Below are 25,226 nucleotides of genomic sequence, written 5' to 3'. Positions count from 1 at the left end.
CTGTTGCTCTTCGATCTAAAGACCCAGAGTTCTCATGGGGAGGTGCTGCTAGACTGACAGGTGGAAACCAGGAAAATCGTGAAGTTGCTGTGGCTTTCACTGGGCCGCTGATTGCTGATCAACTTGCATTCCGTATTTCGGGCGAATATCAGTTTTTAGATACGGGTTTTCGTTACCCCAGACTTGATGCGCTTAACCTTGGTGGTTCCGACGATCTGGTTCGTAGTGAATACGCCAATGTGAAAGCGCGATTGCTGTTTACGCCGAAAGGAGTACCCGAGTTATCAGCACGGCTTTCATATAGCTTTGCCAATGACCGTCCTACACTTCTGCTGCAAGCCACGGGTCCAGATTTTGAGGCCCGAGAGAGCTTTGCACCTTATGCAACGCTAGAAGATGGCACGGTACACAATGCTGCGTTGGAATTAGGCTATGGACTTACTGAAGCTATAACACTAACATCAGTCTCCGCATTTCATAGTGGGGGGAGAGATCGTGATGGTTTACGATTTATTGATCCCGACCCAACGCTCATTATTCCTGTTGGCAGCAAGGGGGATTTGATCAATTCAGATTTTACCCAGGAATTGCGATTAAATTATGAAACCGACCGCACACAGGCAGTGATTGGGGGATATTTCGGACATTTTGACTCGGACAGCGAGAACAGAAATCTTGGAGATATTTTTCCGATCGTCGAAGGACTGATCGCAGAGGCTGTCGGTGGTCCTGTGCCACCGGCAGAGATCCTTTATGACGCTTACACAGATTTTGAGACTGTAGTAGATAATATTGCCGTTTTTGGCGAAGTAAATCAGGAGGTAACAGAAGCTCTTAAGGTGACCGTGGGCCTACGGTACGATAATGAAAACTTTACACAGTCGAGTGAATCAGTTGCCGACGTTTCAGCTGATCCCCAGGCATTTGGAATGTTCACGCCAATCATTCTGGGTGTGCTACGTGCTCAAATTCAGGAGCCTCCAACTAATCCTGAAACAACTTACAGTGCATTCCTGCCCAAGGTAGGATTGGCCTACGATGTAACAAGCGATTTGACGGTTGGTGCTACCGTACAACGCGGCTATCGTTCTGGCGGAGCCCAGATTCTGGTAAATGGGGAGCTTAACGTCTTCGATCCTGAGTATACGTGGAACTACGAAGTATCACTACGAAGCCGGTGGCTTAATGGCCGGCTAACGGCTAACGTCAACGCGTTTTATATGGATTGGACCGACCAACAGTTAAGTGTTCCTATCGAGGGTACAACATTGGTTCGAACGGCAAATGCAGGAGCATCTACGCTGTATGGCTTCGAAATGGAACTACGTGCTATTCCAGTATTAGGGTTAACCTTATTTAGTTCTTTGGGGATTGTAGAGACAGAATTTGATGAGTTCATTCTAAATGGTGTTGATCTCTCTGGTTTCTCATTTCCGAGCTCTGCAGGAGAGTCTTATAGTATTGGATTTCTCTATCGGCCAGGTAATGGTCTTGCAAATGGTTTTTTTGCAACAGCTGATGTCAGTCATACGGGCAGTTATTTCAGCGCCGTTGGAACCGGGTCTGACGGTCAAAACGATCCTGATTTGAAAGCAGGAGATTATACTGTTGTCAATGCGCGAGTTGGCTACGAGTACGGATTTCGTGGGCGAATGCTGGGCGTTTCCCTTTTTGCGCGTAATCTCTTTGATGAGCCTGTAGAATTGCAGGCTGTGACAGGCGGTTTTGGTGGACGAGTTGTGCAATTTGGATTGCCTGCAGTCTATGGCGTAACGCTTGATGTTGACTTCTAGGTTCGGCACTTAATCATGAATATGTTGGCCTTGTTACTTGCAGCCTTGAGTTACGCCTTGTTCTATTTGGCAGCGCCTGGTAGACAAGTCAGTAAATCCATTAAATACAGTGCTTCAAAGCGTGCAGTTGCAGCAGGCTTAGCTGTGGTGTCGATCGTTTTGGGTATTAGAGCTTTTGGCATTGGGTTAGGGCCCACACTTGTGATTACTGTAATGATGACTACAGGATCTGTGATGGCGTTAATAGGACCCTTTGTGTTTGAGAAATTGCGGTCAGGGAAGGGGGAAGCATGGCAATGAAACATAACTGGACGCGGGGAGAAGCCTGGGGTAAAACAACTGCTGCGTTGTTTGGAGGATTCTTGGTGTTTTTAACCTTTGGCATGGCAATCGGGACGGGTCTACCTGCTCTTGGTGTGAATCTTAATCTGGCTGTTGCAATTTCTGTGGGTATGAGTGTTCCTGTCTGGGGAGGGTTCATCCTATTTGCCATGCTGGCTAAAAATGGCCGGCACGCATGGTTGTGGACAGGACTTGTCACGCTGTTTTTTGTAGCTGTTATAGCTGTAACTAAACTACTTTAATGTTGCACAATGGAATCAAAACCAGCAGTTGCACCTAATGGTGTCTCAAAATCCAGCAAAAAAAGCCGGCAGTTTGTTAAGCCCCGTGCGTATAAACTGTTATGGGATAGCCATTCCATTGTAGGGATTGTGATTGGAATTGGGCTGTTTGTAATCTTTTATTGCGGTGCCTTTACGCTTTACCGGGCTGATCTAATGCAGTGGGCTGATCCTGCATACCGTGTCAGCCAGAATAAACTTCCGGTTGAAGATGTAATTGATCCAATCATGAAATCGCAACCGCCGGCAGAAGGAGCTGACGTACTGTTCATCAATGCTTTTGATGAACGTCCTTATTATTGGCTACGGTATGAAACAGTGGCCGGTGACACACTAGAGGTTCAACTCAGTGCCACCACAGGAATGGAATTGCCCTGGCAGGGCCGTAGCCGGCTTGCTCGCATTATTTATGATCTACATTTTTTCAGACAAGCGGGGACGCCAGGCCGTATTCTGTCAGGAATTGTTGCCGTATTTTTCTTATTCACGCTTATTGGCGGCTTGCTTATCCATTTGCGAAAGCTGCCCAAAGACTGGCACACTTTCAGGCCTAAAGAAAAACTCCGAACCTCCCTGGCTGATGCACACACTGTACTTGGGTTGATTGGTTTTCCTTTTACGATCATGTACGCAATTACCGGTGCGTTCTTTAGCTTGCTCATTCTAGTTTTGGCTCCCACTGTACTAGTAGTTTTTGATGGGGATCAAGGAATGGTGGAGTCATTGCTTGAAGGCGTTGAACATGCCGAATTTGAGGCAAGTGGAAATGCCCAGGAAATGTTGTATCCATCTGAAATTATTCGCCAGGTCAGTGAGCGATGGGGCGATGTGAGTATTACGAGTCTGAGTTATGAGGGGTGGGGTGACGCCAACGCCATAGCTGTTGTATCTGGGCAGACTGTGGAGACGTTGGCAACTGCAGGTGCGGCTGTAGTACTTGCAGGGACGGGAGAAATTCTAGATGAGTCAACACCGCAGCAAACAACAGCGCTGGGTAAAACTGTGGCTGTGATGACCAATTTGCATTTTGCTTCTTTTGGTGGTTGGTTATTGAATTTTCTGTTCTTTGTTCTTGCAATAGCTGCAAGTGCGGTGATTCTAACGGGTAATGTATTGTGGATTCTCGTTCGTCGGCCTAAAGATCCGCTCGCGACGCCGGCATTGCACAAGTTTCTTGGCCGTCTGACGATTGGTGCTGGTATTGGTCTGGTTGCAGCTATTCCCTTCTTGATGATTGTTTCGAGGCTATTGCCGATCGAAATGGAAGGACGAGCGTTCTGGGAAGAGGCCATTTTCTTTGGGAGCTGGCTTGTCCTGATTCTTGTGGCTTTTATTGGCAGGCCTCCCCTTGAGATAGGTGGGAAATTACTTTTTCTTGCCGGCATACTAAGTGTGCTCGTGCCGATATCTAATGGTATTGGAACAGGGGCATGGCCCTGGATTGCAGTAACGCATGGAGATTGGGGCGTTTGGCGTGTAGACATCGGCTTCTTTATGAGCGGGATAATATTATTTTGGATATCTAGCCGCCTAAGTGGAGGAGATTCCTCCCCTGTAGAGTTGAGAGCACGGAAGGAAGGTGTTCCTATCCAAGAGACCATGTTAGTGGAACGCTAATATCCCTTTGTTCAGAAGGTCAATTCCATATCAATCCGGTCGAGTCCTGGTCCCCAGCCGGCGGCGGTAAATTTGATTTCGACCGCGCCATAGTGCGCGAAGAACGGGGCAGACTTTTGGCTTGCTGCGATATCAATTACCTGTACGCCAGCGGCTTCGGCTTTTTGCAACACCAACCGCATCATCGCACCTCCCATACCCGATCCCTGCGCTGCCGGTGAAGTCATAATCCACTGTACCCGCCCGTGTGTACCGTTGACTGCAAAGCCAAATGCCGCAATGATCTTTTCATCACGTTCACAGACCATGTAGCCCGTTGGCCCCTTGTCCAGGTAAGCCACATAGTCAGCGCGCTCGTTGGGGGCAAAATACGCCGGGGTGTTGGCTTCCAGCAGCTGTATACAGGAACTGCGGTCCGAGGACGTGTACGACCTGAAGTTCATGGGCTCAACTCTCCTGTTTGGCAAACCCTACGGTATTGCGGTACAACGTTGGCGAAATACCCGCATGTTTTTTGAAAAAACGACTGAAGTAATATTCATCGTTGTAGCCAAAAAGGAAAGCAATTTCTTTTACCGTTTTTGAGGTGAGATACAACTCTCTTTTGGCTTCGACAACAATACGTTCTGCAAGCAGGTTAGTCAAGCTTCTGCCAAACTGCTTTTTCACGAGCTTGCCCAGTGCACTGGTTGACGTATTGAGCAATTGCGCGTAGTCTGCTGTGGAGTGTTTATGCTGGTAGTATTTTTCGATATAATAAATTAGGTCCCGGATCATCCGATCACTGTTGCTTGTGGCTACCGGCAGGTCTTCGATGGTGCCTTGTTTGATCCTGACCATCGAAAGGAGGAAGATTTTTAGATAAGACACCAATTGTTGATGTTGCCCCACCTGATCTGCATCGATCTCTTCGCGCATCTGTGTGAGCAGGTTTAGCAAGGGCATTTCATCCGGTACTGAGAAAAAGCTGGGTTGGAAGATGTTGTGGAATAAAACGCCTTCGGTCTGGATTTCATTTTGGTGTTTGTACGTGCAAAAAAAATCGGGATGGAAATGCAGTGTAACGCCGGCGATGGGCCCTGTTGCCTTTATTGAATAAGGTTGGTAGGGGGAAACACAGATGGCTACTTTGGCTGAGATTTCTTGTTTGGCGTGTTCAATCTGTAATTCAAAGGTGCCGGCATAGATCAGGATGATCGAGTAGTAATTGTGCCGCTGAATGTGGCCAAAAGGGTCATCATTTTCAAAGGAGAAAATTTTGAAGGCCAGTTCGCCATTTTGCTGGTTGATGAGGGTAGAAGCTTTTTTGTCCATACGGTTAATGGGCTGAAGGCAGAGCAGGCACCCTGCCTTCAGCGCTGATCTATACCATCTTAGCCGGCTCTTTTGGCAGCGAGTACGTCAATTTTTTCGATCACTGGATCTTCTGCCAGAAGCTCAGGTGCGTTTGCCATGAGGGCCGCAGCAATTTTACCACCGAGGTGGGCGTCCCTTCCTGATGCATGGGGGAAGGTATCGAAGATACCAAACGTGGAGGCATCAATTTTGATGGCGTACCAGGTTGTTGTATCTGGTTCAGCGACCGCCAGGGGCAAGGCATCCGTGATGAAGTTTTGTACAGCTGTTTCTTTGCCGGGTTTTGCTTTGAGTCTGACCAATAAACCTACTTTTATCATGGTGTTGTCTGTTTTGTTGAGCTGTTTGTTTTTTTGTGACAACGCCAATTTGCGTATTAGCTGTCGCGGTTAACATGGATTGTACCGGATGGATGATGGACAATCTTGCCAACCGCGCTGCATCGCCTGGTCTTTTACCGCGTCAATGCTTTGTTATGGAAAAGCGTTTAGCTGTCTCACAAATTGTTTAAGATCAACTTTCGACCCATTTTTAGGCTCAGTGCCACAAGGGTGAGGGTTGGTGCCATGGCTGTAGAAGAAGGAAAGACGCTTGCGTCTGCTACATAGAGGTTATCGACGCCGTGGACTTTGCCTGTGGGATCACACACTGAATTGGCCGGCTCATTGCCCAGCCGCAAAGTGCCGCACTGGTGTGCGTTGGCTGCGATGCCAAATCGCTTGTGGAAGTTGAACGGGTAGCCGGCGCTGCGCATCATTTTCTTGACCTGTGCCAGTAGCACTTGATGTGCTTGTTCATTGTTTGGCCGCCAGGTTACGTCTAATCTTCCTTTTTTGCCTATCTGAATGCTGTTGTTTGGGTCAGGCAGTTCTTCGCTTGTCATCCACCAGTCGATGCTGCGCTTTACTATACCATCCAGTAACCGGGTTGGTAGGTATGGTTGGTCGCTTTGGATCATTAATCCTGTTAGTTTGCCCAAGGTCTGAATGGCGCCGGCGGGGTAGGGAAAACCGGGGGCATTAAACAGAAAGTCGTGGATGCCCACCGTTTTTTGCATGGTCAAATCGGTTTTGCCAAACGGGCGGACCGACATCAAGGCACTCTGATTCTGCAACATGTAGTGCCGGCCTACCTGGTCATGGGTGTTGCCAATTCCATTGGGGCAGGCTGAAGATTGAGACCGCAGCAACACAGCGGGTGAATTTGCAGCACCACACGCCAATACAAAAATTTTGGCTTTGATTGAGAATGCTTCACCCCTGCAATTTCCCTCTGCAGAGACAATTTCTTTACCATTGGCAGAGGTTGTGAGACGGTCTATCTGCGTGTTTGTGAGCAGTTCGACGTTTTCGGATGCAAGCGCTGGGGTAAGGCATTGGGTCTCAGCGTCGGCTTTGCCCCGTGCATAACAGGGAAAGCCATCACACCCGGTACACGGATGCTCGGGATTGCAGCCTGCGCCTTCCCAGTGTACCGCCATTTCAAGCGGATGTGGTTTAAATCCGTTGGCCTCCAGTTTATGAACCAGCGCGGCAACTGCTGGCTCATGGGGGATAGGTGGAAAGGGGAAAGGCGTACTTCTCTCTGGTTCTGTGGGGTCAATGCCGGCCTCACCTCGCACGGCAAAAAGTGCTTCAGCTTCGCCATAAAACGGTTCCAGATCTGCATACTTGATCGGCCATGCCGGCGAAATGCCGGCGACGTGTTCTATATCCTCAAAGTCTTCAGCACGGAAGCGCTGCAAGTTGGCGCCATACATTTTGGTTTGCCCGCCTACCCAGTAGTGATTGCCCGGGCTGTACAGGGCGTTGTTGGCGACATCAAACCACTTTTCGCTGGTTTTATATCTGCCATGACCAAACACGGCTTCAGCATCCCAGTTTGCCGGCTCAATCGGTAGATACCCGCCGCGCTCCACAACCAATACTTTTGCACCAGCGTCTTTCAAGGCATAAGCCAGCGCACTTCCACCGGGACCAGATCCCATAATCACAATGTCGGCTGAAAGGACTTTCATGACGATTTATGTGATGAACAAAGCATCTATACCTCGCACAACTTCTTCTCCCGAAACGAACGCGTCAGCGCAATCGCGGCTTTTGTGGCTTCGATGGCGTCTTCCAGTTTGAGTTCAGGTTCGCGGCCTTCGATGATGCAGTCAATGAAATCCTGCGTTTGCAAAAGGAAGCCCTCCTGGAAGCGCTCGTAGAACGTTTGCGCGCACTCTTTGCGGACGCCGTGTTTGTCGCTAATCTCTACCAGATGCATCGAAGCCGGCCGGCCGATGCGCAGCGTACCTTCGGTGCCCACCACCTCGGTAAACGTATCGTGGCCGTGCTGGGCCGTACGGGATGCATGGATTGTGGCCATGGTGCCATTATCCAATACGCAGGTCGAGAGTACGTTGTCTGCATCGCCGGCAGCAGCAAACTCCGGGTGCTTGAATGCGCCGCCCGTGGCAAATACGGTTTTGATGTTGCTGCCCAGAAACCAGCGCGCGAGATCGAGGTCGTGCACGTTGTAGTCCTGAAACAGTCCACCGCTGGTTTTGACAAATTCTATCTGGAATTTAGCCGTGGCGTCCACGTCCACCGTTTGGGATTTTACAAGAAAGGGTGTGCCAATAGCGCCGGCGTCGACTTTCCGTTTAGCGTACGCATAACTTGGGTCGAACCGGCGGGCAAAGCCTACAACAGCGTATTGGTCCGGATGTGCATCCGCTATGCGGACAACTTCTGCGCACGAGTTCAGGTCGAGCGACAAGGGCTTTTCGCAAAATACATGCAGGCCAGCTTCGAGCCCCTTGATCATGTGGGGGGCATGCTGGTCGGTTGAGCTGATGACGAATAGCGCGTCTAGTTGCTCGTTGGCCAGCATGGCGTCGAGGTTATCGTAGCACGCTGTAAGCCCGAGTTCTTCCCTTGCAAATTGCAGCTCTTTCGGGTTGATGCTGCACGCGGCGACCAACTCAGACTGTGGTATTTTGAAGCGCAGGTTCTCTGCGTAGCGCTGCCCCAGTCGGCCAAGGCCAACGATGCCTGTTTTTACTTTTTGCATGGTGAATTGCGATGATTGGGGGACGTTATTCATGATCCCCCACCGTCATCCCGTACTTGATACGGGATCCACAGGTATGACAGGAGTGGGGAGTTAGGCATTGGTTGTAGCCTCCCCAGATCCTTCGCAAGGCTCAGGATGACGGTGGGGATGTATGGTGTCAAACCTTCAGTGCCTTTAGAAACGCCCGATTTCGAATAGCACTATCTCGCGGGGTGCCCATACCGGGGAGGACATCTTGCTCGACCACAATCCAGTCTTTGTAGTTGAGGTCTTGAAGGGTCTCTAAGACGCTGGCAAAATCGACATTGCCCTGACCGAGTTCGGGGAACAGGCCGCGGCCTATCATGCCCTGATAGTCCCAGCCAGCGACTTTGGCTTCTTCGACAATTTCGGGGTCAAAATCTTTAAAGTGCACGTGCCAGATGCGGTCATGGTGTTTTTTGAGCACCGCAACGGGATCTCCACCGCCGAGTGCGCAGTGGCCGGTGTCAAAACAAAGACCTACCAGGTCGGGGTCAGTGCGCGCCATAAATTCGTCGATTTCTTCTGGTGTCTCGACGTAGGTAGCACCGTGGTGGTGGATGATGGAGCGCAAGCCGGTTTCTTTTTTTACCGCTTCAGCTACCCGCATCGCTCCCGTTGTATACACCTCCCAGCCGGCTTCGTTGAGCCAGTGCGCTTGTGTTATCCGGCCGGAAAAATTGGACCGATCGGGGATGGTGCTGTGGTCGTCGCCTATAATTACAAAACAGTCGGGGCCACCGACCTCTGCCATGAGCCGGGCGGTTTTTACAGCCTGCGCAATGCCGGCATCGTGGTAGCTGGCATCGTAAAGCCGTACGCTCACCCATGAGCCGAGCAACTGCAAGGCATGGTGCTTGAGTTCTGTCGCCAGTTTTGCAGGATCAGTGGGCATAAATCCCCAGTCACCCAACTCGGTGCCGGCGTACCCCGCCTCTTGCATTTCTGTAAGCACGTTTTTGTAACCAAACCGGTCGCCTACCAGGTTTTCGATTACGCCCCACGAGCAAGGAGCATTTGCAATCTGAATCATAGCTGCATTATAAAAGTGGGAGGGGCGCTAGAACTTGCGGTTCCAGTCCTTGAGCCAGCGTTCGACAACAACTTTGGTCTGGGTGAAAAACTCGACTGCATGCCGGCTTTGTCCGTGCAGGTCTCCAAAAAAGCTTTCTTTCCAGCCTGAAAAAGGGAATTGTGCCATAGGCGCGGCGACGCCGATGTTGATGCCGATGTTACCGGCTTCAGCTTCGTGTCTGAATTTGCGCGCATTGGCGCCACTGCTGGTAAAAAGGCAGGCCATGTTGCCATACCGGCCGCTGTTTACAAAATGTATAGCCTCTTCGATGGTGTCAACATGGATGAGACTCATCACCGGGCCAAAAATTTCTGTTTGGATGATCTTGCCATTCATCGGTACGTTTTCGAGAATGGTGGGCTCTACAAAATTGCCCCGTTCGTATCCTTTGATGGCACTCTGCCGGCCATCAAGCACAGCGTTGGCGCCTTCTGAGATACCCTCTTCAATCAGCTGTTCAATCCTGGATTTGCTTTGGGGGGTGATCACGGGGCCCATCTCTACGCCATCGTCGAGTCCAAATCCGGTAACGCGATCGCGCGTGGCGTCGATCAACTGCTCGGTAAACGGTTTGTGCTCACCCACGGTAACTACAATGGAGGCAGCAAGGCACCGCTGGCCGGCGCAGCCATAGACGCTGTCGGTCACAATTTTGGTTGTGGTATCCAGGTCTGCATCGGGCAGCACGAGGATGGGGTTTTTGGCACCACCCTGCGCCTGCACGCGTTTGCCATGGGCTGCTGCTTTTTGGTAGATGTGACGTGCTACGGGCGTTGAGCCAACAAAGCTGATGGCTTTCACGTCCGGATGCTCCAGGATGCCATTAACGACGTCCTTTGTGCCGTGTACCATGTTTACAACACCGGGAGGGATACCCGTCTGATCGATCAATTCGAAGATCTTGGCCATGGTGAGCGGCACTTTCTCCGACGGTTTCACGATAAAGGTGTTGCCGCATGCAATGGCATAGGGCAAAAACCAGAAGGTAATCATGCCCGGAAAGTTGAAGGGGCAAATGGCCGCGCATACGCCGAGTGGTTGCCGAATCATGTACTCGTCGATACCCCGGGCAATGTCTTCGGAGAATTCGCTTTGCAGCATCAACGGGATGCCACACGCGACCTCGACGTTTTCAATGGCGCGGCGCATCTCACCCATCGACTCCTTTAAGGTTTTGCCCGATTCGATGGTGATGGTTTTGGCTATGTCGCGCACGTTTTCCTCGAGCAACTGCTTGAGTTTGAAGAGGTACTGCACGCGCTCATTGGCCGGCGTATTTCTCCACTCGGGGTATGCTTTTTTTGCTGCCTCAACAACAGTTGCTACATCCGTAGGCTGACCTACGGGTACGTACGCGAGTTTGTCTTGCGTAGCCGGATTTTCTACATCAATCAGGTCGGTGCTCTGACTTTTGCGCCAGTTGCCCGAAATGTAGTTTTGTAGCGTCTGGACCATAAACTTGGTATGAGCTAAAGGGGTGAAAGAAATTACCTGGAGGCCAACAACATTTGCTGTAGCTCCGGTGCTTTGTCTCGGGCGCCAAATAACGCAAACTTTTGTTCTATCAAATCTGCGTATGCTTCGATGTACATTTTTCCGGGTACCACGAGGTCAATGTTTTCAGGCTGGTCCCGAAAATACTCTCTGTGGACGCGTGTCCACAGAATACGCGTGTCTGTAGCAACGTTTACTTTGCATATCCCGTAGGGGATTGCCCGTCTGATTTCATCAGGGGCAACCCCTTTTGCGCCGGCTTTGAGTGTGCCGCCGGCGTTGTTGATCCGATCTACTTCGTCTACGTCGACGTTGGAGCCACCATGTAGGACAAGTGGAAAGCCGGGCAGGCGTTGCTGGATGGCTTCCAGAATATGAAACTGCAAGCCTTGATCGCCTGAGAACTTATAAGCACCGTGGCTTGTGCCTACTGCTATGGCGAGGCTATCGCAGCCTGTTTGCGTTACAAAATCAGCGCACTGGTCTGGGTTCGTGTAACTGGCATCGCCGGCGGCAACAACGAGGTCGTCTTCTACGCCGCTTAATACGCCCAGCTCTGCTTCTACAACAAGGTCCTTTTGATGGGCAAGTTCGACCACTTTGGCCGTGCGCGCAACGTTCTGCTCAAATGCATCGTGTGAGGCATCAATCATGACCGAAGTATACCACCCGGATGCAATGGCGTCAACGCAATGGGCGTCGTTGCCATGGTCGAGGTGTGTGGCGAAAATGGCATCAGGATATTGGGCTGCGGCCGCCCGGATCATGTGTTCGAACATGACGGGGGAGGCATAGTCGCGTGCATAAGGGGTGATGGCTACAATAAACGGGGCCCTGGCACGATGCGCTGCTTCAAACAAGCCGAGGATCTGCTCCATGCAAAAAACATTTACGGCTGCAATGGCATATTTGCCATAACAGGCGCGGTAGAGCAGGGCGGGGGATACGCGAGGCATGCCGGCGTAGAGGAAAGTTGATGACGCAATAGACCAAGACACACAAAACTGTGCGCTTGCACAGGTGTCAGTATAGAAATCAAATCCAATACATTCAACGCCTCAGCGATGCAGGTGCATGCAGGGAGAAAGAGGAGTTGAGAAAGGGGAAGCGCCTTACGGGAAAGGCCGTGCGCAGGTTAACGCCGGCCGCGTTCGGTGGCCATGGAGAAGGATAGGTTCAGCGCCTTTGCTACATTGCCTACAGCAGCAAACTGGTTGATGGTTGCCGCTTCATCAGCACGAAGCAACAGGGCGTTGCGTTGCCCTCTTGCGGCTATAATGGCGTCGAGGAGCGCTTCTTCGCTTACCTGGTCCTGCTCTACAAAATACCGCCCATCATCGGTGATGACTACGGTAACGTAGTTTGGGTCGGCCGGCGCAGAGGCGTCAGCATTGGGCAGGTTTACCTTGATCCCAAATTGCGGGATAAAGCTAGAGGTAAGCAAGAAAAAGATCAGCAGCAGCAGAACAATGTCAGTCAGACCAGCTGCGCTAAACACGTTTAATGGCTTTTTCGAAGACGAAAATTGAAAAGACATCGCGTTGGGCGGGCTGGATTAATACGCGCGTTCTTCAGCGCGTGACGGAACGGGCTCCTGAAGGAGGTCGATAAAGTCGGTTGCAGACCGCTCCATGTTATTCACATGGCGGTTTATGCGGTTGATGAGAAAGTTGTAGAAGAAAATAGCTACAATCCCGACCAACAAACCGGTTGCGGTGGTAATCAATGCTTCCCAGATACCACCGGCGAGTACGCTTGGGTTTACATTACCTTGCAGGTTCTGGATTTCCTGGAAGGCCTCGATCATACCAATTACGGTACCGAGGAAACCAAGCATGGGTGCAATACTCGCAATACTGGCGAGCATGTCCGTTCGTTTTTCCAGTTCAAAAGCTTCGTGTTTGCCGGCGGCTTGCACGGCATCCTGAATTTCAGAAATGGGCCGGCCAAGGCGCTCGAGGCCACGCTTGAGGATGCGAGAAATAGGATTGTCTTGCGCATCACAGAAACCAATGGCGCCGCGTACGTCGCTGACCTGGATATATCTGCGGATGCGGTCGGTAAGCTGGTATGGGTCGGACTGCGCAGCACGTAACGTAGCAAGGCGCTCAATAAACAGGTATATCGCCAGCACAGAAAGCAATCCGAGCGGAATCATGACCCAGCCGCCCTGGAGAATAATCTCGATCAGGGGGGTACCAACTTCGGCGGGAGCGTTGGTAAGTAATGAGTCCTGGGCAGGAAACGCTGAAATATCCTGGGGGCGCGCTACATTCAGGTGCAGCAGAGCAACAGCAAGTTTGGTCATACTAAGACTATTCAATCCTCAAAATCCAAGCATCTTCTGGAAGGCTGGTTCTGCTTCTACTCATGAAGGTGCTTGCTGCATCCCGAGAAGAAAACTGACCAATACCTACACGATACCGCGTGTTATCAAAATCGTTGGTAGGTAATATATCAACTGGTACCTGAGAACTGCTAAATAATTCTACAAAATTATCCATTATTCGTGCAGCTTCAATACGTTGCTCTTTCGAGGTAACAACAACGGTCCATCCGCCGCGTGCGCGGTCGATAGGAATACGCTGAGCAACAGGTGCCGGCGGCGGTGTAGCCGCTTGTGTTGGTGGTGTATTTTCGGTGCTCACTTCGCCACCCGCAGTAGCTGGCTGCGGTTGTGGATCTACGTTTGCCGGTGTTGATTCTGGTGGCGTTTCCACCGGAGGAGGCGTTGCAACAGCAGTTGTTGCCGGTGCATCCGAGTTACCAAATGGTAGCGGAATCCAGTCCTGCCAGATAGCTGTGCCAATACCGCCTACGAGTAGGGTGCCAATCAGGAAAGCAATCCAAGGGAAAGAAGATGCAGACTTTTTTCTGCGATCTTCGCGGTATGCATAAGGATTGCGAGAACGCGGCGGCGGTGCCGGCGCTGCATCAGGCTGCGTCTGGGCTTCAGCTTGCGGCGCATATGCATCGGGCTGTTCAGCCTGTGCACCGGCCTGGACCGTCTGGTCAGGCGCGAGGAAGATGGTGTCGTCAGCTTCGGTAGAAGCATCTTCAGAGTAAATGGACTCGGAAGGGGCAAAAAGCGTGTCGTCCGGGGTTACGTTAGCAGAGCCACTGACGGGGGAGAAAAACTCGTCTTCAGCAGACATTGCTGAAAGGACATCAGTTTCTTCACCAAAAGACGAACTCATGGAAGGATCGTCTTCAAAAAAGTCGGTTACATCGTCCAATGGGGCGGTGGCCCAGGACATGTCTTCGTTGCTTGGGTTTTCGACGTCTATGCTGCCGGCCGGCGCAAAAAGCGTATCATCCGGGTCTGCATCTACATCAAAATACAAGTCATCCGCATTGGTATTGGATGAATCAGAAGATGAGGCAAATGGCGAGGGGGGCGGTGCAGGAACGTCTGCTTGCCAATCCTCAGCGCTCAAGTCGATCGTATTGTCGATATCGAATTCTTCGCCTTCAAGTTCTTCAAAGAAAGGACTCCATTCTGTGTCCGATCCGAGGGGATCGTTGTTCGATGGATTTTTTGAATTTGGATCTTCTTCTTTCATGGATGCGGGTTCCACCTCAGTTTCGGGCGTGGTAGCGTCGGGCGTGGGTGAATTTTGATTTTCTAAAGCTGGTTCGAGCAGATCGCCTTCAAATGGATCTAAGCCTTCGATGGGGTTTGGTTGAGGATTGGAATCGTCATTATCAGTAAATAGACCCTTGGCGCTCATGTCGTCAGCAATTATCTGATCGATAAGAGACTGGTCTACCTCTTGGTCGTTCCCTTCCTGTAAGTTGTCAGAAAGCGAGAACTCAGGCTCTTCGAACCCGAGTTGAATCATTTCTGAATCGAGGGCCGCATAACGGTTGTTAACGGCCATTGCCAGCGTTTCGGTAGGTTCAAAGGCAAGGGCGTCTTCGCCTTGTTCAAACGTACCAACACCGGGAAGTATTGCCGGCTGGTTGTTGTCCAGGTCAGATTTAATTTTGTCAACGAGCTCTGCAAGCGCGTTGTTTACATCGTCCGTTGGCAAGTCAAGTTGCTTTGCGAGTTGTTCGATGAGGAGCATTGGCATGCCTGGTAATTATGTTCAGCTAATAATGGAGAAGAGAAGGGAGCGGGAGAATCAAGCGTTTTCGGGTTCGAAAACTACTTCATCTCGTGGGGGGCGCATAACGATTTGACCGTTATCATCTTCTATCATTTCGCTTGGTTTGTGTACTACGCGGAGTGTACCCAAACCCGGGAGCTGCACATCTTGTCCATTAGCCAGCGCTTCACGGACAACATCAGCAAGCGTCTCTTTTAGTTGGTCTAAAGTAGTCGTAGTCATAAGACTTCCGGGGTATAAGCGCCATTAGGGAGAAGCACAGAGAGATGCAAGAACGGTACCAAATTTATGTCTCTGTAGAAACTATCTCGGTCGTGAAATAAGATATGTACAAGTCTTTGAAGAATCAAAGGTGGCGTTAATATAGGCATTGCGCCTCAAATTGTTTCCGGAGCGTTACAATTTGAGGCGCAATGAATCAAACACTTAAATCATGTAAAACCAGTTTACCAGAACACCCGTAATCCTGCTGAAACGGTGAAAGGCGCCTCGCGGTAATGCTCCCAGTGCTCAAGCCGGCTACCTACAATGTTTTCCAGCCTGACTATCATCCCAAGACCAGGGTGCATTTTATAGGAATAGCTCAGGTCCATGTCGAAGTAATCATCAACCTTGGAATTGTCGAAGCGGTTGCGATTTCTGCTGCTATGGTAAGTGGTTAGCAACTGAAGCATCATACGCTTTTCAGCAAAGGTATACGAGATAAGGTTTTCGCTGATGATAGGGGAGTAGTAAGGTACGTTCACTTCACTGTCTGTCAACTGTGCCTCGCGTACCGATACCCCAAATTTGGCGTGGATACCGCTCGGGAAAGAGATAGAGATATCGCCGTCAGCATGCAGAATTTCGACATCTGCATAGTTATACGCAAAGATTCCCCTGCGATAATTATAGCCTGTAATGCCTGGCTGGTCTGCTTCTGATTCGAAGAAGAGGAAGTTTGGCGACTGGATGTAGCCGGCCTTGACCGACATCTGGACGTTGCCTTTGAACAACGTAAACCCGGCTTCGGCATCGATCGGGCGGATACTCGACTGCAGTTGCAGCATGTCTGAGACATACGGGTTCTGCCGGAAGACTTCCCACATTGTGTTGCGGTCGAGTCCCGGGGTATTTCTGGCAAAAATAGAAACGCCCGGTGCCGGGTACAGATTCAACTGTGCATCAGCACTCAGGTAGCTACGGAATTCGTCTTGCCCGCCATCGATGAATGAGGTACCGAGGTAGCGGCCCAAAAGCTGGATATTGAACGTTGGACTGAAGACTACTTTGAAGCCCGAGCCGACGTTCAGATAGTAGGTTGAGAAGTCAAAAACTGATTCGTCATCCAGACCAGCGCCAGAGACTTCCGTACGTACCAGGAAATCGCCAATGCTAAACGGGACGCCCAGATTGAATACACTTGTGAGACGTTTCTCTTTTTGATCCAGCCGCGGCAAGGCGTTGAGTGCGTTGTCAAATAAATCAGTTTGATACCGCGTGCCGCCATATTTGAGACGGAATTCTGCGTCAACTGCCGCTTCACCTTGCGAACGGATCCAGAACTCAGCATTGCCGGCAAGGCCGTTGCGGTCTGGAAGTACTACTTGTGAAGAAATAGAATCGTTCTCGAGAATGTTGGTGCCGAAGAGGGTGTACGAATCGACGTTGCCGTCTAACTCAATACCCCAGCCTCTTCTGGCGCCAACTGACTGGTAACCGAGCACGGCATACAGGCCATCAAACGGGTTTCTCAGGTCGGGAAATCTCGAATCGTCTTCGAGAAAGTACCCTTCTGTGCCCTGGTAGTCGATCCGGCTGTAGAGCGCGCTATTCCGATTTATTGAAGCACTCAAGCGCGCACGGATAATGCGGCTCAGGTATCGGCCGGCGCTGGCTTCAAATTCACCGCGCAAAGGCTGCAAGTCGCCAAGCGAGCTTACAGAAGGCGGATCGGGTTGGCCGAGCGGTGTATTGGGCAAGTCGGCACTTGCGAGTTTGTAGTCCTCGATAAAAGGCATGCGGCCTTCTGGCAACTCCGGCACGCGTGGTGGCGGGTTGAAGCCGATGAGCGGCTGCCGAATCAGGGAAGGAAACGCAATCTGCAATTCGCCACGGATTTCAACTTCGCGGGGCGAAATGTCGGGGAGCAGGGTACCGGTTGTGTCACGCTGCTGCGCAAGAGCTGGTGCAATTGCAGTCAGGTTCGCCAGCAAACATGCTGCGATCAATAACGCGTACGGCAAAAGGGATTTTGAGTATTTCATAGAATTAGAGCGAAGCCTTCTCTTTTGCTGCCAAATCTGCGAACGTTGTACCACTGTATTCTTCTATGATGCGATTGTAGAGCTGCAGGGCGTCACCGCGCTGGCCCAGATTACGGAATGCTGTGGCCTGTGCCAGGTAGCCCTGGGCAACCCAGTCGGAGTAGCCGGCATAGAGCACCGACATGCGGCCAAGCTCTTCGAGTGCAGCCCGATCTTGTCCCTGGTTGACCAGCAATTGTCCGAGACGGTACAGCGCTTCAGCACCTGTTGCATCGAGGTTTTGATCAACAACATTCCGGTACATGTTGACGGCATCCTGGGTGCGGCCTTCACTTTCGTAAACGCGGGCAAGGCCCAACTGGACTGGCCCCAGCTGTGACGGATCGCCGCCGGCTTGTGTCAATTCATTGAGCAACCGCTCCGCTTCTGCCTGTCGGCCCAGTTGCAAGAGCGCTTTGGCCTGGCCGTAGCGCGCTTCCCCAACCACTTGTGGGTTATCTGCTTGCAACCCTTCCAGGCTTTGGAAGGTGTCTAGCGCTTCCTGGCTTCTGTTTTGTGCGAGGAGCAAGTCGCCCAGCTTCCGTGTAGCGTCGGCGTTACGCGGGCTCTGCGGGTGGCGGGTGACGATACGTTTGAGGTATGCCTCTGCTTCCTGGGGACGGTTACGCTCGGAGAAAATTGAACCCAGATAGAAGTACGCATCAGGGAGGAGTTGCGTATTTTCGGAATTACGGACAAACCGCTGGAAGTCGAGCAACGCTTCGTCAATCTGGCCGGTCTGATATTTCACTTCTGCCTGGCGGAATCGCATTTCATCTGCAAGGGCGTTTGAGTTGCTGTCGCCGGCAAACGATTCGATGATTTCGCTGGCGCGTTCTTCATCACCCAAAACAATGAGCGCCGTCTGGATGCCGGCTGCTGCATCAGAAGAAAACGGGCTGTTAGGATATTGCTGGAGCACGGTGCGGTAAGATTCGACCGCCTCTTCCATGTTGCCGGCATTAAACTGTGCGTCGCCAATGCCATACTGGGCTTTGGCTGCAAGCGGGTCCCTCGGATAATCCCGAATCAGTTTCTGGTATTCGCCAATGGCTTCCTGGTAATTCTGGTTCTGGAAATACAAGTAGCCGAGGTTGTATTGTGATTCTTCAACCCAGTCACTTTCAGGGAAGTCGCGCAGGAGCCGGCGGAACGTGGTAATTGCTTCAAATCCTTCACCGGCGTTATAATAGGCCTGTCCAACCTGGTAGAGGGCGTAGTCGTTGCCATCTTCGCCGCCGATACGGGCGTAGGTTTGGATGGCTTCCGGGTAACGCTTGAGTGCATAGTAGCTGTCGGCCATGCGGAGCAGGGCGTCGGTCCGGTAGGGGACAAACTCGTCTACATTTCTGTATTGACTGAGGAATTGCCGGAATTCACCGATGGCTGATTCGTAGTTGCCCTGTTTGAAGTGTGTCCAGCCAAGGGCATAGTGTGCAGCGTCAGCTTGTTTGCCGCCGCTGTAGCCGCGGAGGTATTGCCGGAAAAGCTGCGAAGCGCGCAGGAGGTCACCTAACTGATGGTAGCTCTCTGCTGCCCAGAAGAGGGCTTCGCCGCCAACTTCGGTGGACGCGTTTTTCTGAAACAGCTCCATGAATGCTGGCGCTGACGCTGAATAATTGCCGCTGCGGTATTGCAGCCAGGCTTTCTGGAAAATAACTTCCTGCTTGAGCGAAGCCGGTGCTGCGTCAAGCGCGATGGCCCGGTCAAAATTACTCAGCGCTGCGTCAAAATCACCGAGCGCAATAAACGAACTGCCGCGCCGGAAAAATGCCTGGCCGCGGCGGTTGGATGCCGGGAATTCATTGATCACGCGGGTGAACGCATCGCGGGCTTCTTCCCACCTGCGTAACTCATACGCCGTCATCCCGAGCTCAAACATGATCTGGTCCGAGATTTCGTTCTTGGGATACTGGGCGGCTGCATCTTTATACATGTTCAGCGCTTCGAAAGGCTGGCCTGCCAGTTTGGTGTTAACGGCGCGGTAGTATGCAGCGTTGGCTGCAAGTTCGTCTTTCTGGCGCTGCTGGAGCACTTGCCCAAAATGCTCAGCTGCCCACTGGTAGGCACCTTCCGAGTGGTAATTCCATGCGAGGCCATAAAGGGCGTTGCGGTAAAACGGACTGTCAGCGTTGTTTTCCGTGAAGCGTCTGTAATAGACAATGGCCTGGTCGCTTTCGCGGAGCTGGTTGTGCGATTCAGCCAGCAGGAAGTTTGCGCGGTCGAGTGCGGGGCCGCTCAGGTTGGGTAGCCGGCGTTTCACTTCATCGATAGACCGGCGGTAGTCGCCCAATTCGTAATACACTTCAGCAAGCGTTAATCCGAGGTTCTGCGTATAGGGAGACTGCGGGTAGCGCGCAGAGAGCAGTTCGAAAAACCGAACAGCGGCTTCCGGGTTTTCCTGGCGCACCTGTGTTGCTGCAACGGCATACAGGGCGATTGGTGCAGTGGTTGTTTCCGGGTATTCAATGGCTGCCCGTTCGAAGTACCCAACGGCTTCTGCGAGGTTGTTGAGATTCAGCGCTGACTCGCCCATCCAATAGAGTGCGCGCGCAGCAACTTCGTCGGGTGGGTTTTTCTGGACAACACGGGCCAGGGTGTTAATGGCTTTGTCGTGCTGGCCGGCAGCGTAGTAGTATTTGCCGAGGGCCAGCCGGGCTTCAAACGCAAGGGGATGAGAAGGGTATAGATCTTGAAACTGGCTGAATAAATGCACAGCTTCCTCTTCGCGGCCAACAACCAGCGAAGACTCCGCCTGATAATACAGCGCTTCCGGTGCGTTGATGTGCTGCGGGTATTGTCGGCGAAATTTATCAAACGCATGATTGGCCTGTTCAAACAACTGATCGGTATGCAGTTTGAATGCTTCTGCAAAAACCCGGTCACCGTTCTCGGGAGGCATCTGCGCAGCTGCCGGCTGACTCAGGCCGCCAAACATCAGCAAAAGAGCCAGAAAAACGTTTCGAGAGATTTTAGCCATAAATGAATTTAAGGGATGCATCCATTTGGGCAATGAATGGTTGAAGATGGGTAGACTCAACGTTTATAAGGCGTTAAATGTTTTCGTCGCAAACTTGTGATGAACCAAATCATAAACTATTCTCATGCCTAAAACGTGCAGATGATAGCTTAAATTGCATGTCCTGGATCTTGTCACATAGTCGCCGGGTTGAGGCTGCAGCATAATTATTATTATTTAGTGGTACCAAAGGCATCCCAGACAGCACCTACACCTGAGTGTGGTGAACTGTGGGCTGCCGGGCAGGGTACGAACAAAAGACACTGGATTTAAGAAACCGGACATAAGAAAAAGTCGCATTCAACCTGAGACAGGCAAAGATGGCAAAATCAAAATCGGGCACCGCATCTTCTGAGAAAAATCTGTATGGCGAATCAAATGGCGCCGGCGACCTTCATGCCGGTGAACCCTATAAAAACGGCACAGATCATACGATTAATGGAGAATATGCGGATCTCGTAGAACAGGCCAAAGATTGGATCGAAGAGAACCAGACGGCCGCCATGTTGAGTGGATTCGGATTCGGGGTATTCATTGGAGTCCTGTTGCGCCGATAATACCTTAATTGGCCTGAAAAGGATTAGCAAGTTTGTAAGTCCTTAATATAAAAGACCTACGCTAAAAATAACACCTATTTATCGATCAAATTCTCCGAAAGGGGGCGCATAGACTATCGCTATGGCAAAAAAACAAGAACCAGCCGCAGAACAGCCGACCGCTGAAGCATCCGATGCACAGGAAACTGGCGAAATGCTCAACGAATTACGTGAGGCATACGAACAGGCACGAGTAGATCTCAAACAGACAAGTGATCGGCTCCGGAGCGAAATTAATAAAATTGACCTCGAAGAAGCAGGTGACGCAGCCAAAACCTGGGTGAAAGACAATCCCGGACTCGCTTTCCTGATGGCTGTTGGCGCCGGCATGGTTGTAGGCCGGGCCCTAACCAAGGCGCTGGAACCGCCCCCGCCGCCTAGCTTATCACAGCGCGCGCGGCAGAAATCGAGCTATCTGACCAATTCTGCTCGTCAATTTGCGGGAGATACCGTAGACCGGTTTTCAGCACAAGCTGCCGCTGCAGGTGAACAGATGGCCGACCGTGTTCGATCCACGCGGGGCTCTATATATGACCGCGCCGGCTCATTGGGCGATTTGATCAACCAGCGTGCAGGTGATCTTGGACACGTAGCCAACGAGAAGACTGGTGAGATCATCTCCTCATTCTCCGATGCTGCAGAACGCGCTGCCGATTCTTTGCAGGTAGCTGCAACTGATCTATCGAAAACGATCAAAAAGCAGAAAGGGGAAGCTTCGTCGCTGTATGAATCGCTTTTACAATCTGCAAAAACAGTTTTCAGTGCATTTGTATTCAAGCGGATTAGCGATTGGATCAGAACGCGCTATTAATAAGCACTTGTTTGTGTATAATTACGCGGCTCTCCGGTTCATTAAATTTAAGATGGTATGAGTATTTTAGCAGTAGGCACTGTTGCGTTTGATTCTATTGAAACGCCAGCAGGATCTGCCGAGCAGGTGCTTGGAGGCAGTGCAACCTATATTTCGTTGGCGTCCCGTTTCTTTTGTGATGATGTGCGGCTTGTTGCCGTTGTGGGCAATGATTTTCCCCAGGACTATATCGACGTGCTCGACAGTCGTGGGATTAATATAGCCGGCCTCGAAGTGCAGGAGCAGGGCAAGACCTTTGCATGGGCTGGTAAATATCACGATGACTTCAACGGGCGCGATACGCTTTATACACACCTGAATGTGTTGGAGACGTTCGACCCGGTTGTGCCGTCAATGTATAAAGACAGCCGTATCGTGTGCCTGGGTAACATCGACCCGACGCTTCAATCAAGTGTGCTTGAACAGATGTCAAGTCCACAACTGGTTGTTTGCGACACCATGAACTTCTGGATCGATCACACGCTTGATGGGTTGCGTGCAACATTGCGCAAAATTGATTGCCTGATGATCAACGACGAAGAAGTGCGCCAGTTGGCGGGTGAATTTAACCTGCTTAAAGCAGCACGTAAAATCCTGACAATGGGTCCCCGCGTGCTGGTGATCAAGAAAGGAGAGCATGGCGCGATGGTCATCGATAATGATTCCCTTTTTGCGCTGCCGGCGTATCCGCTGGATGCAATTCAGGACCCAACGGGTGCCGGCGATACCTTTATGGGCGGTTTTGTTGGATACCTCTCCCAGTACCCAGAATTTGACGACGCGGCGTTCAAGCGCGCTGTTGTATTTGGTACGGCGCTCGCCTCATTTACGGTTGAACGCTTCGGTCCGGATCAGCTTTTGGAAATTGAACGTGCTGATATCGATGCACGGGTTGCTTCCTTACACGATCTGACTGCCATTCCGGCCAGCAAACTAGCCGAAAAAATCGCCTCATCTTATTGATAGGATGAGGCGGGCCCCCGCAATCCATTCATCTTCGATTTTCTGCTGGTCAACGCCAAGGGTGGCTGACACAGCGCGCACATCAGCGCGACCCCATCGGGCGATCTGCTCTACCGACGTATAACCAAGCTCGAACAATTCCTTTTCCATCGCGCTGTTGATACCCGGAATGTCCTTGATGTCAAATTCTATGGTTGCCGGCTCAGGCAATAGTGTGGCAAGTTCGCTACTTGCTGTGTTGGGTAAGGTATTCTGTTCAAGGGGGCTGCTGCCCAAAAAGTTGGATAAGGGCTGATAGCTCAGCGTATCCGAACTGTTGGCAGTGTATGCTGTAGCCAGCGTTGCAACCGTATCCTGGTGCACCGGCATGCTGGCTGAGAGGTTCATGTTAGAAATAAAAGGAGTAGTAGCGGCTGGTTTGTCATAGGCAATCTTTTTAATGGGTTTGCGTGAGGATTTGGATCCCTTTTGTTTGTCTGCCATTTGGGCTCGGATAAAAAACCACATAAAGGCAGCCAATACTACGGCCAACGGAACAGCAACCGCAGTAGATAAAAGTGAAAATAGAGACATGCTCGTGGGTACAGAGATAAGTTGTTAAACGAAAAAGCGAAAGCAGAACATTCTCAAGAAATCTGAACTGGAGATGGAGGAGTAAGAGGTCGGAGTAGTGACAGATTTCTTTATAAGATGTACCCATGGTAGGGTACCCGCAAGCAAAAATAAATAGACTATAGCTTGTCGGAGGTGCGCCAAATACGCATAGGCATATAACGTTTAGGCAAATTGACCTACAGTGCTTTGGGGATTTCTTGGTGCCCTGATTTACGATAATGCCCCAAAGACGCCCGTTTAGCGTATTTTCGGTGGAGCATTGTTTGGTAGATGTATTTTCCTTACCCTCTGGCGTTAAACCATTCATGCAAGGCCCACTACAACTGGAACAGGATATGTCGATTGGAACGGTAAGACTGATAAATGCGGTGTTCTACGCCCACCACGGCGTGATGCAGGAAGAACATCGGATTGGCGGGCGCTATGAAGTGGATGTAGTGATGCAGGTTGATTTTGAAAAAGCTGCCCTTGAGGATAATCTGGCGCGCACAATCGACTATGAGGCCGTATACAAAGTTGTGAAAAAAATTGTGACAGAGAACAAGTTTTACCTCATCGAAAAACTAGCGTATCTGATTGCGCATGAAATCATTGAGCATTATAACATTGTGCTTGGTATTGAAGTAACTGTGCGCAAAGCCAATCCGCCCGTTGGAGGCCCTTGTGATCGCGCAGAGGCCGTGTACCGGCACGATCGTTAAACAGATAAAACACCGTTTGCGTCCCAGGAAGACACCCAAGGTTTAGAAGTATGGCTGAGAAAAAAGCAATGGTATATGAGAACCGTGAGATCAGCTGGCTATCGTTTAACGCCCGCGTCCTGCAGGAAGCTGAAGATCCAAATGTGCCACTTTTAGAGCGCCTGTCATTTCTTGCCATCTATTCTTCCAATTTGGATGAGTTTTTTCGGGTTCGGGTCGCATCGATGCGCAGCCTGGTGCGATTAAAGCGGAAGTCAGTCAAGAAGTTAGATTTCAATCCGGCCCGGCTTGTCCGAGAGATCAACGAAATTGTTACGGCGCAGCAAGAGCGTTTTGGTGCCATTTGGCGGGACCTGTTGCCGGCGCTTGAGGCAGAAGGCATCTTTCTGCTAAACGAGCAAAACCTGAGTGAGCGCCAGCAGACTTTCCTGCAGTCTTATTTCGAAAAAGAGGTTTTAGCACAATTAAAGCCGGTTGCATTGCAAACTCTGGCTGCAGACTACTTTGTGAAAAACCGCACTGTATACCTCGCAACTGAAATTTGGCGGGAAAATTCAGATGCACCTGACCACATGCTACTGGAAGTACCCTGTGAAACGCTTCCGCGTTTTGTAGAATTGCCAGCGCAAGGGAGGAAGCGGTATGTCATGTTTATTGAAGACGTCATCCGCTTCAACATTGGGAAAGTATATCCGGAGCGCGAAACGGGGAATACATACGGAATCAAGCTTTCGCGTGATGCAGATCTTTATCTCGAAGATGAGTTTTCAGGAGACCTTGTCGAGATGATCCGCAAAAGCCTGAAAAAACGAGTCACGGGCTTGCCCACGCGTTGCCTCTACGATTTATCAATGCCTTTTGCGCTTGCCGCGCTGGTTAAAGAGAAGCTGAACCTCAACAATTCAGACATGGTGCTGGGCGGGCGCTATCACAACCTGCACGATTTGTTTGGTTTCCCCCGGTTTGATAAAAAGCACTTGATGTATAAGCCGATGCCGCCGCTGGCGCATCCTGTGCTGACGGAAGCACCTTCCATATTGTAGGTC

Annotated in this window: 23 protein-coding genes; 8 read left to right on the top strand and 15 right to left on the bottom strand. The window is 51.0% G+C overall.

From position 1 onward, the window contains the following. The 3 genes from AAF564_08175 to AAF564_08165 all read left to right on the top strand — a co-directional run. The coding region (locus AAF564_08175) for a TonB-dependent receptor (protein MEM8485513.1) at positions 1-1,793 on the top strand (1,793 nt) is incomplete at its 5' end. Between the two features lie 290 nt (positions 1,794-2,083). Continuing rightward, positions 2,084-2,377, top strand: a complete 294-nt coding sequence (locus tag AAF564_08170) for a hypothetical protein (protein MEM8485512.1) — start codon at positions 2,084-2,086, stop codon at positions 2,375-2,377. Between the two features lie 9 nt (positions 2,378-2,386). Continuing rightward, entirely contained in the window at positions 2,387-4,033 is a 1,647-nt protein-coding gene (locus AAF564_08165; protein ID MEM8485511.1) for a PepSY-associated TM helix domain-containing protein, read from the top strand. 11 nt (positions 4,034-4,044) lie between these two features. Here AAF564_08165 and AAF564_08160 read toward each other — a convergent pair whose 3' ends face one another. The 14 genes from AAF564_08160 to AAF564_08095 all read right to left on the bottom strand — a co-directional run bounded on the left by AAF564_08160 (position 4,045) and on the right by AAF564_08095 (position 20,416). Continuing rightward, on the bottom strand, positions 4,045-4,476 hold the full coding sequence (locus tag AAF564_08160; GenBank protein ID MEM8485510.1) for a GNAT family N-acetyltransferase: 432 nt from the start codon (positions 4,474-4,476) through the stop codon (positions 4,045-4,047). 4 nt (positions 4,477-4,480) lie between these two features. Beyond that, the gene (locus AAF564_08155) at positions 4,481-5,347 is read right to left on the bottom strand and encodes an AraC family transcriptional regulator (protein ID MEM8485509.1); all 867 of its coding nucleotides are present in this window, start codon (positions 5,345-5,347) and stop codon (positions 4,481-4,483) included. A gap of 59 nt (positions 5,348-5,406) precedes the next feature. Further along, on the bottom strand, positions 5,407-5,709 hold the full coding sequence (locus tag AAF564_08150) for an antibiotic biosynthesis monooxygenase (GenBank protein MEM8485508.1): 303 nt from the start codon (positions 5,707-5,709) through the stop codon (positions 5,407-5,409). Between the two features lie 176 nt (positions 5,710-5,885). Continuing rightward, positions 5,886-7,406, bottom strand: a complete 1,521-nt coding sequence (locus AAF564_08145; GenBank protein MEM8485507.1) for a GMC family oxidoreductase — start codon at positions 7,404-7,406, stop codon at positions 5,886-5,888. Between the two features lie 26 nt (positions 7,407-7,432). After that, a complete protein-coding gene (locus tag AAF564_08140; protein MEM8485506.1) occupies positions 7,433-8,446 on the bottom strand; it encodes a Gfo/Idh/MocA family oxidoreductase in 1,014 nt (337 codons plus the stop codon). Positions 8,447-8,606: 160 nt separating this feature from the next. Then, on the bottom strand, positions 8,607-9,503 hold the full coding sequence (locus tag AAF564_08135) for a TIM barrel protein (GenBank protein MEM8485505.1): 897 nt from the start codon (positions 9,501-9,503) through the stop codon (positions 8,607-8,609). A 27-nt stretch (positions 9,504-9,530) separates the two neighbouring features. Further along, complete coding sequence (locus tag AAF564_08130) at positions 9,531-11,000, bottom strand: CoA-acylating methylmalonate-semialdehyde dehydrogenase (protein MEM8485504.1); 1,470 nt, start codon at positions 10,998-11,000, stop codon at positions 9,531-9,533. A 32-nt stretch (positions 11,001-11,032) separates the two neighbouring features. Then, on the bottom strand, positions 11,033-12,037 hold the full coding sequence (locus AAF564_08125; protein MEM8485503.1) for a class II fructose-bisphosphate aldolase: 1,005 nt from the start codon (positions 12,035-12,037) through the stop codon (positions 11,033-11,035). Between the two features lie 137 nt (positions 12,038-12,174). Next, on the bottom strand, positions 12,175-12,576 hold the full coding sequence (locus AAF564_08120; GenBank protein MEM8485502.1) for a biopolymer transporter ExbD: 402 nt from the start codon (positions 12,574-12,576) through the stop codon (positions 12,175-12,177). A gap of 18 nt (positions 12,577-12,594) precedes the next feature. Next, entirely contained in the window at positions 12,595-13,347 is a 753-nt protein-coding gene (locus AAF564_08115) for a MotA/TolQ/ExbB proton channel family protein (protein MEM8485501.1), read from the bottom strand. Positions 13,348-13,354: 7 nt separating this feature from the next. Further along, positions 13,355-15,115 (bottom strand): hypothetical protein, encoded by a 1,761-nt coding sequence (locus AAF564_08110; GenBank protein MEM8485500.1) that lies wholly within the window; start codon positions 15,113-15,115, stop codon positions 13,355-13,357. Between the two features lie 51 nt (positions 15,116-15,166). Beyond that, on the bottom strand, positions 15,167-15,373 hold the full coding sequence (locus AAF564_08105; protein MEM8485499.1) for an HU family DNA-binding protein: 207 nt from the start codon (positions 15,371-15,373) through the stop codon (positions 15,167-15,169). 224 nt (positions 15,374-15,597) lie between these two features. Further along, the gene (locus tag AAF564_08100) at positions 15,598-17,397 is read right to left on the bottom strand and encodes a hypothetical protein (protein ID MEM8485498.1); all 1,800 of its coding nucleotides are present in this window, start codon (positions 17,395-17,397) and stop codon (positions 15,598-15,600) included. A gap of 4 nt (positions 17,398-17,401) precedes the next feature. After that, positions 17,402-20,416 carry a tetratricopeptide repeat protein gene (locus AAF564_08095; GenBank protein ID MEM8485497.1) on the bottom strand — a complete coding sequence of 1,005 codons (3,015 nt, stop codon included), beginning with the start codon at positions 20,414-20,416 and terminating at the stop codon, positions 17,402-17,404. A gap of 359 nt (positions 20,417-20,775) precedes the next feature. Between AAF564_08095 and AAF564_08090 the strand changes: the two genes are divergently transcribed. The 3 genes from AAF564_08090 to AAF564_08080 all read left to right on the top strand — a co-directional run bounded on the left by AAF564_08090 (position 20,776) and on the right by AAF564_08080 (position 22,864). Next, positions 20,776-21,012, top strand: coding sequence for a hypothetical protein (locus AAF564_08090; GenBank protein ID MEM8485496.1), 237 nt, complete (start codon positions 20,776-20,778; stop codon positions 21,010-21,012). 121 nt (positions 21,013-21,133) lie between these two features. Continuing rightward, on the top strand, positions 21,134-21,862 hold the full coding sequence (locus AAF564_08085; protein MEM8485495.1) for a hypothetical protein: 729 nt from the start codon (positions 21,134-21,136) through the stop codon (positions 21,860-21,862). 57 nt (positions 21,863-21,919) lie between these two features. Further along, positions 21,920-22,864 carry a PfkB family carbohydrate kinase gene (locus AAF564_08080; protein ID MEM8485494.1) on the top strand — a complete coding sequence of 315 codons (945 nt, stop codon included), beginning with the start codon at positions 21,920-21,922 and terminating at the stop codon, positions 22,862-22,864. Here AAF564_08080 and AAF564_08075 read toward each other — a convergent pair. Further along, positions 22,853-23,347, bottom strand: coding sequence for a hypothetical protein (locus AAF564_08075; GenBank protein ID MEM8485493.1), 495 nt, complete (start codon positions 23,345-23,347; stop codon positions 22,853-22,855). The two genes, AAF564_08080 and AAF564_08075, sit on opposite strands and share 12 nt — an antisense overlap. 437 nt (positions 23,348-23,784) lie before the next feature. Here AAF564_08075 and folB point away from each other — a divergent pair, with 437 nt between their 5' ends. Beyond that, positions 23,785-24,180: a dihydroneopterin aldolase gene (gene folB, locus AAF564_08070; GenBank protein MEM8485492.1), complete on the top strand. Its 396-nt coding sequence runs from the start codon at positions 23,785-23,787 to the stop codon at positions 24,178-24,180. A gap of 50 nt (positions 24,181-24,230) precedes the next feature. Beyond that, entirely contained in the window at positions 24,231-25,223 is a 993-nt protein-coding gene (locus AAF564_08065) for a hypothetical protein (GenBank protein MEM8485491.1), read from the top strand. The last annotated feature ends 3 nt before the right edge of the window (positions 25,224-25,226 follow it).

The sequence above is a fragment of the Bacteroidota bacterium genome, assembly GCA_039111535.1.
Classification (GTDB): domain Bacteria; phylum Bacteroidota; class Rhodothermia; order Rhodothermales; family JAHQVL01; genus JBCCIM01.
The sequence above is the reverse complement of the archived record's forward strand: the minus strand, read 5'-3'. Positions and strand labels throughout refer to the sequence as shown.

What these genes read in the sequence shown, in the direction of transcription:
- AAF564_08170 (MEM8485512.1), top strand. Translation starts at nt 2,084, where the DNA reads ATGGCAATGAAACATAACTGGACGCGGGGAGAAGCCTGGGGTAAAACA.
- AAF564_08165 (MEM8485511.1), top strand. Translation starts at nt 2,387, where the DNA reads ATGGAATCAAAACCAGCAGTTGCACCTAATGGTGTCTCAAAATCCAGC.
- AAF564_08160 (MEM8485510.1), bottom strand. Translation starts at nt 4,476, where the DNA reads ATGAACTTCAGGTCGTACACGTCCTCGGACCGCAGTTCCTGTATACAG.
- AAF564_08155 (MEM8485509.1), bottom strand. Translation starts at nt 5,347, where the DNA reads ATGGACAAAAAAGCTTCTACCCTCATCAACCAGCAAAATGGCGAACTG.
- AAF564_08150 (MEM8485508.1), bottom strand. Translation starts at nt 5,709, where the DNA reads ATGATAAAAGTAGGTTTATTGGTCAGACTCAAAGCAAAACCCGGCAAA.
- AAF564_08145 (MEM8485507.1), bottom strand. Translation starts at nt 7,406, where the DNA reads ATGAAAGTCCTTTCAGCCGACATTGTGATTATGGGATCTGGTCCCGGT.
- AAF564_08140 (MEM8485506.1), bottom strand. Translation starts at nt 8,446, where the DNA reads ATGCAAAAAGTAAAAACAGGCATCGTTGGCCTTGGCCGACTGGGGCAG.
- AAF564_08135 (MEM8485505.1), bottom strand. Translation starts at nt 9,503, where the DNA reads ATGATTCAGATTGCAAATGCTCCTTGCTCGTGGGGCGTAATCGAAAAC.
- AAF564_08130 (MEM8485504.1), bottom strand. Translation starts at nt 11,000, where the DNA reads ATGGTCCAGACGCTACAAAACTACATTTCGGGCAACTGGCGCAAAAGT.
- AAF564_08120 (MEM8485502.1), bottom strand. Translation starts at nt 12,576, where the DNA reads ATGTCTTTTCAATTTTCGTCTTCGAAAAAGCCATTAAACGTGTTTAGC.
- AAF564_08115 (MEM8485501.1), bottom strand. Translation starts at nt 13,347, where the DNA reads ATGACCAAACTTGCTGTTGCTCTGCTGCACCTGAATGTAGCGCGCCCC.
- AAF564_08110 (MEM8485500.1), bottom strand. Translation starts at nt 15,115, where the DNA reads ATGCCAATGCTCCTCATCGAACAACTCGCAAAGCAACTTGACTTGCCA.
- AAF564_08105 (MEM8485499.1), bottom strand. Translation starts at nt 15,373, where the DNA reads ATGACTACGACTACTTTAGACCAACTAAAAGAGACGCTTGCTGATGTT.
- AAF564_08100 (MEM8485498.1), bottom strand. Translation starts at nt 17,397, where the DNA reads ATGAAATACTCAAAATCCCTTTTGCCGTACGCGTTATTGATCGCAGCA.
- AAF564_08095 (MEM8485497.1), bottom strand. Translation starts at nt 20,416, where the DNA reads ATGGCTAAAATCTCTCGAAACGTTTTTCTGGCTCTTTTGCTGATGTTT.
- AAF564_08090 (MEM8485496.1), top strand. Translation starts at nt 20,776, where the DNA reads ATGGCAAAATCAAAATCGGGCACCGCATCTTCTGAGAAAAATCTGTAT.
- AAF564_08085 (MEM8485495.1), top strand. Translation starts at nt 21,134, where the DNA reads ATGGCAAAAAAACAAGAACCAGCCGCAGAACAGCCGACCGCTGAAGCA.
- AAF564_08080 (MEM8485494.1), top strand. Translation starts at nt 21,920, where the DNA reads ATGAGTATTTTAGCAGTAGGCACTGTTGCGTTTGATTCTATTGAAACG.
- AAF564_08075 (MEM8485493.1), bottom strand. Translation starts at nt 23,347, where the DNA reads ATGGCAGACAAACAAAAGGGATCCAAATCCTCACGCAAACCCATTAAA.
- folB (MEM8485492.1), top strand. Translation starts at nt 23,785, where the DNA reads ATGCAAGGCCCACTACAACTGGAACAGGATATGTCGATTGGAACGGTA.
- AAF564_08065 (MEM8485491.1), top strand. Translation starts at nt 24,231, where the DNA reads ATGGCTGAGAAAAAAGCAATGGTATATGAGAACCGTGAGATCAGCTGG.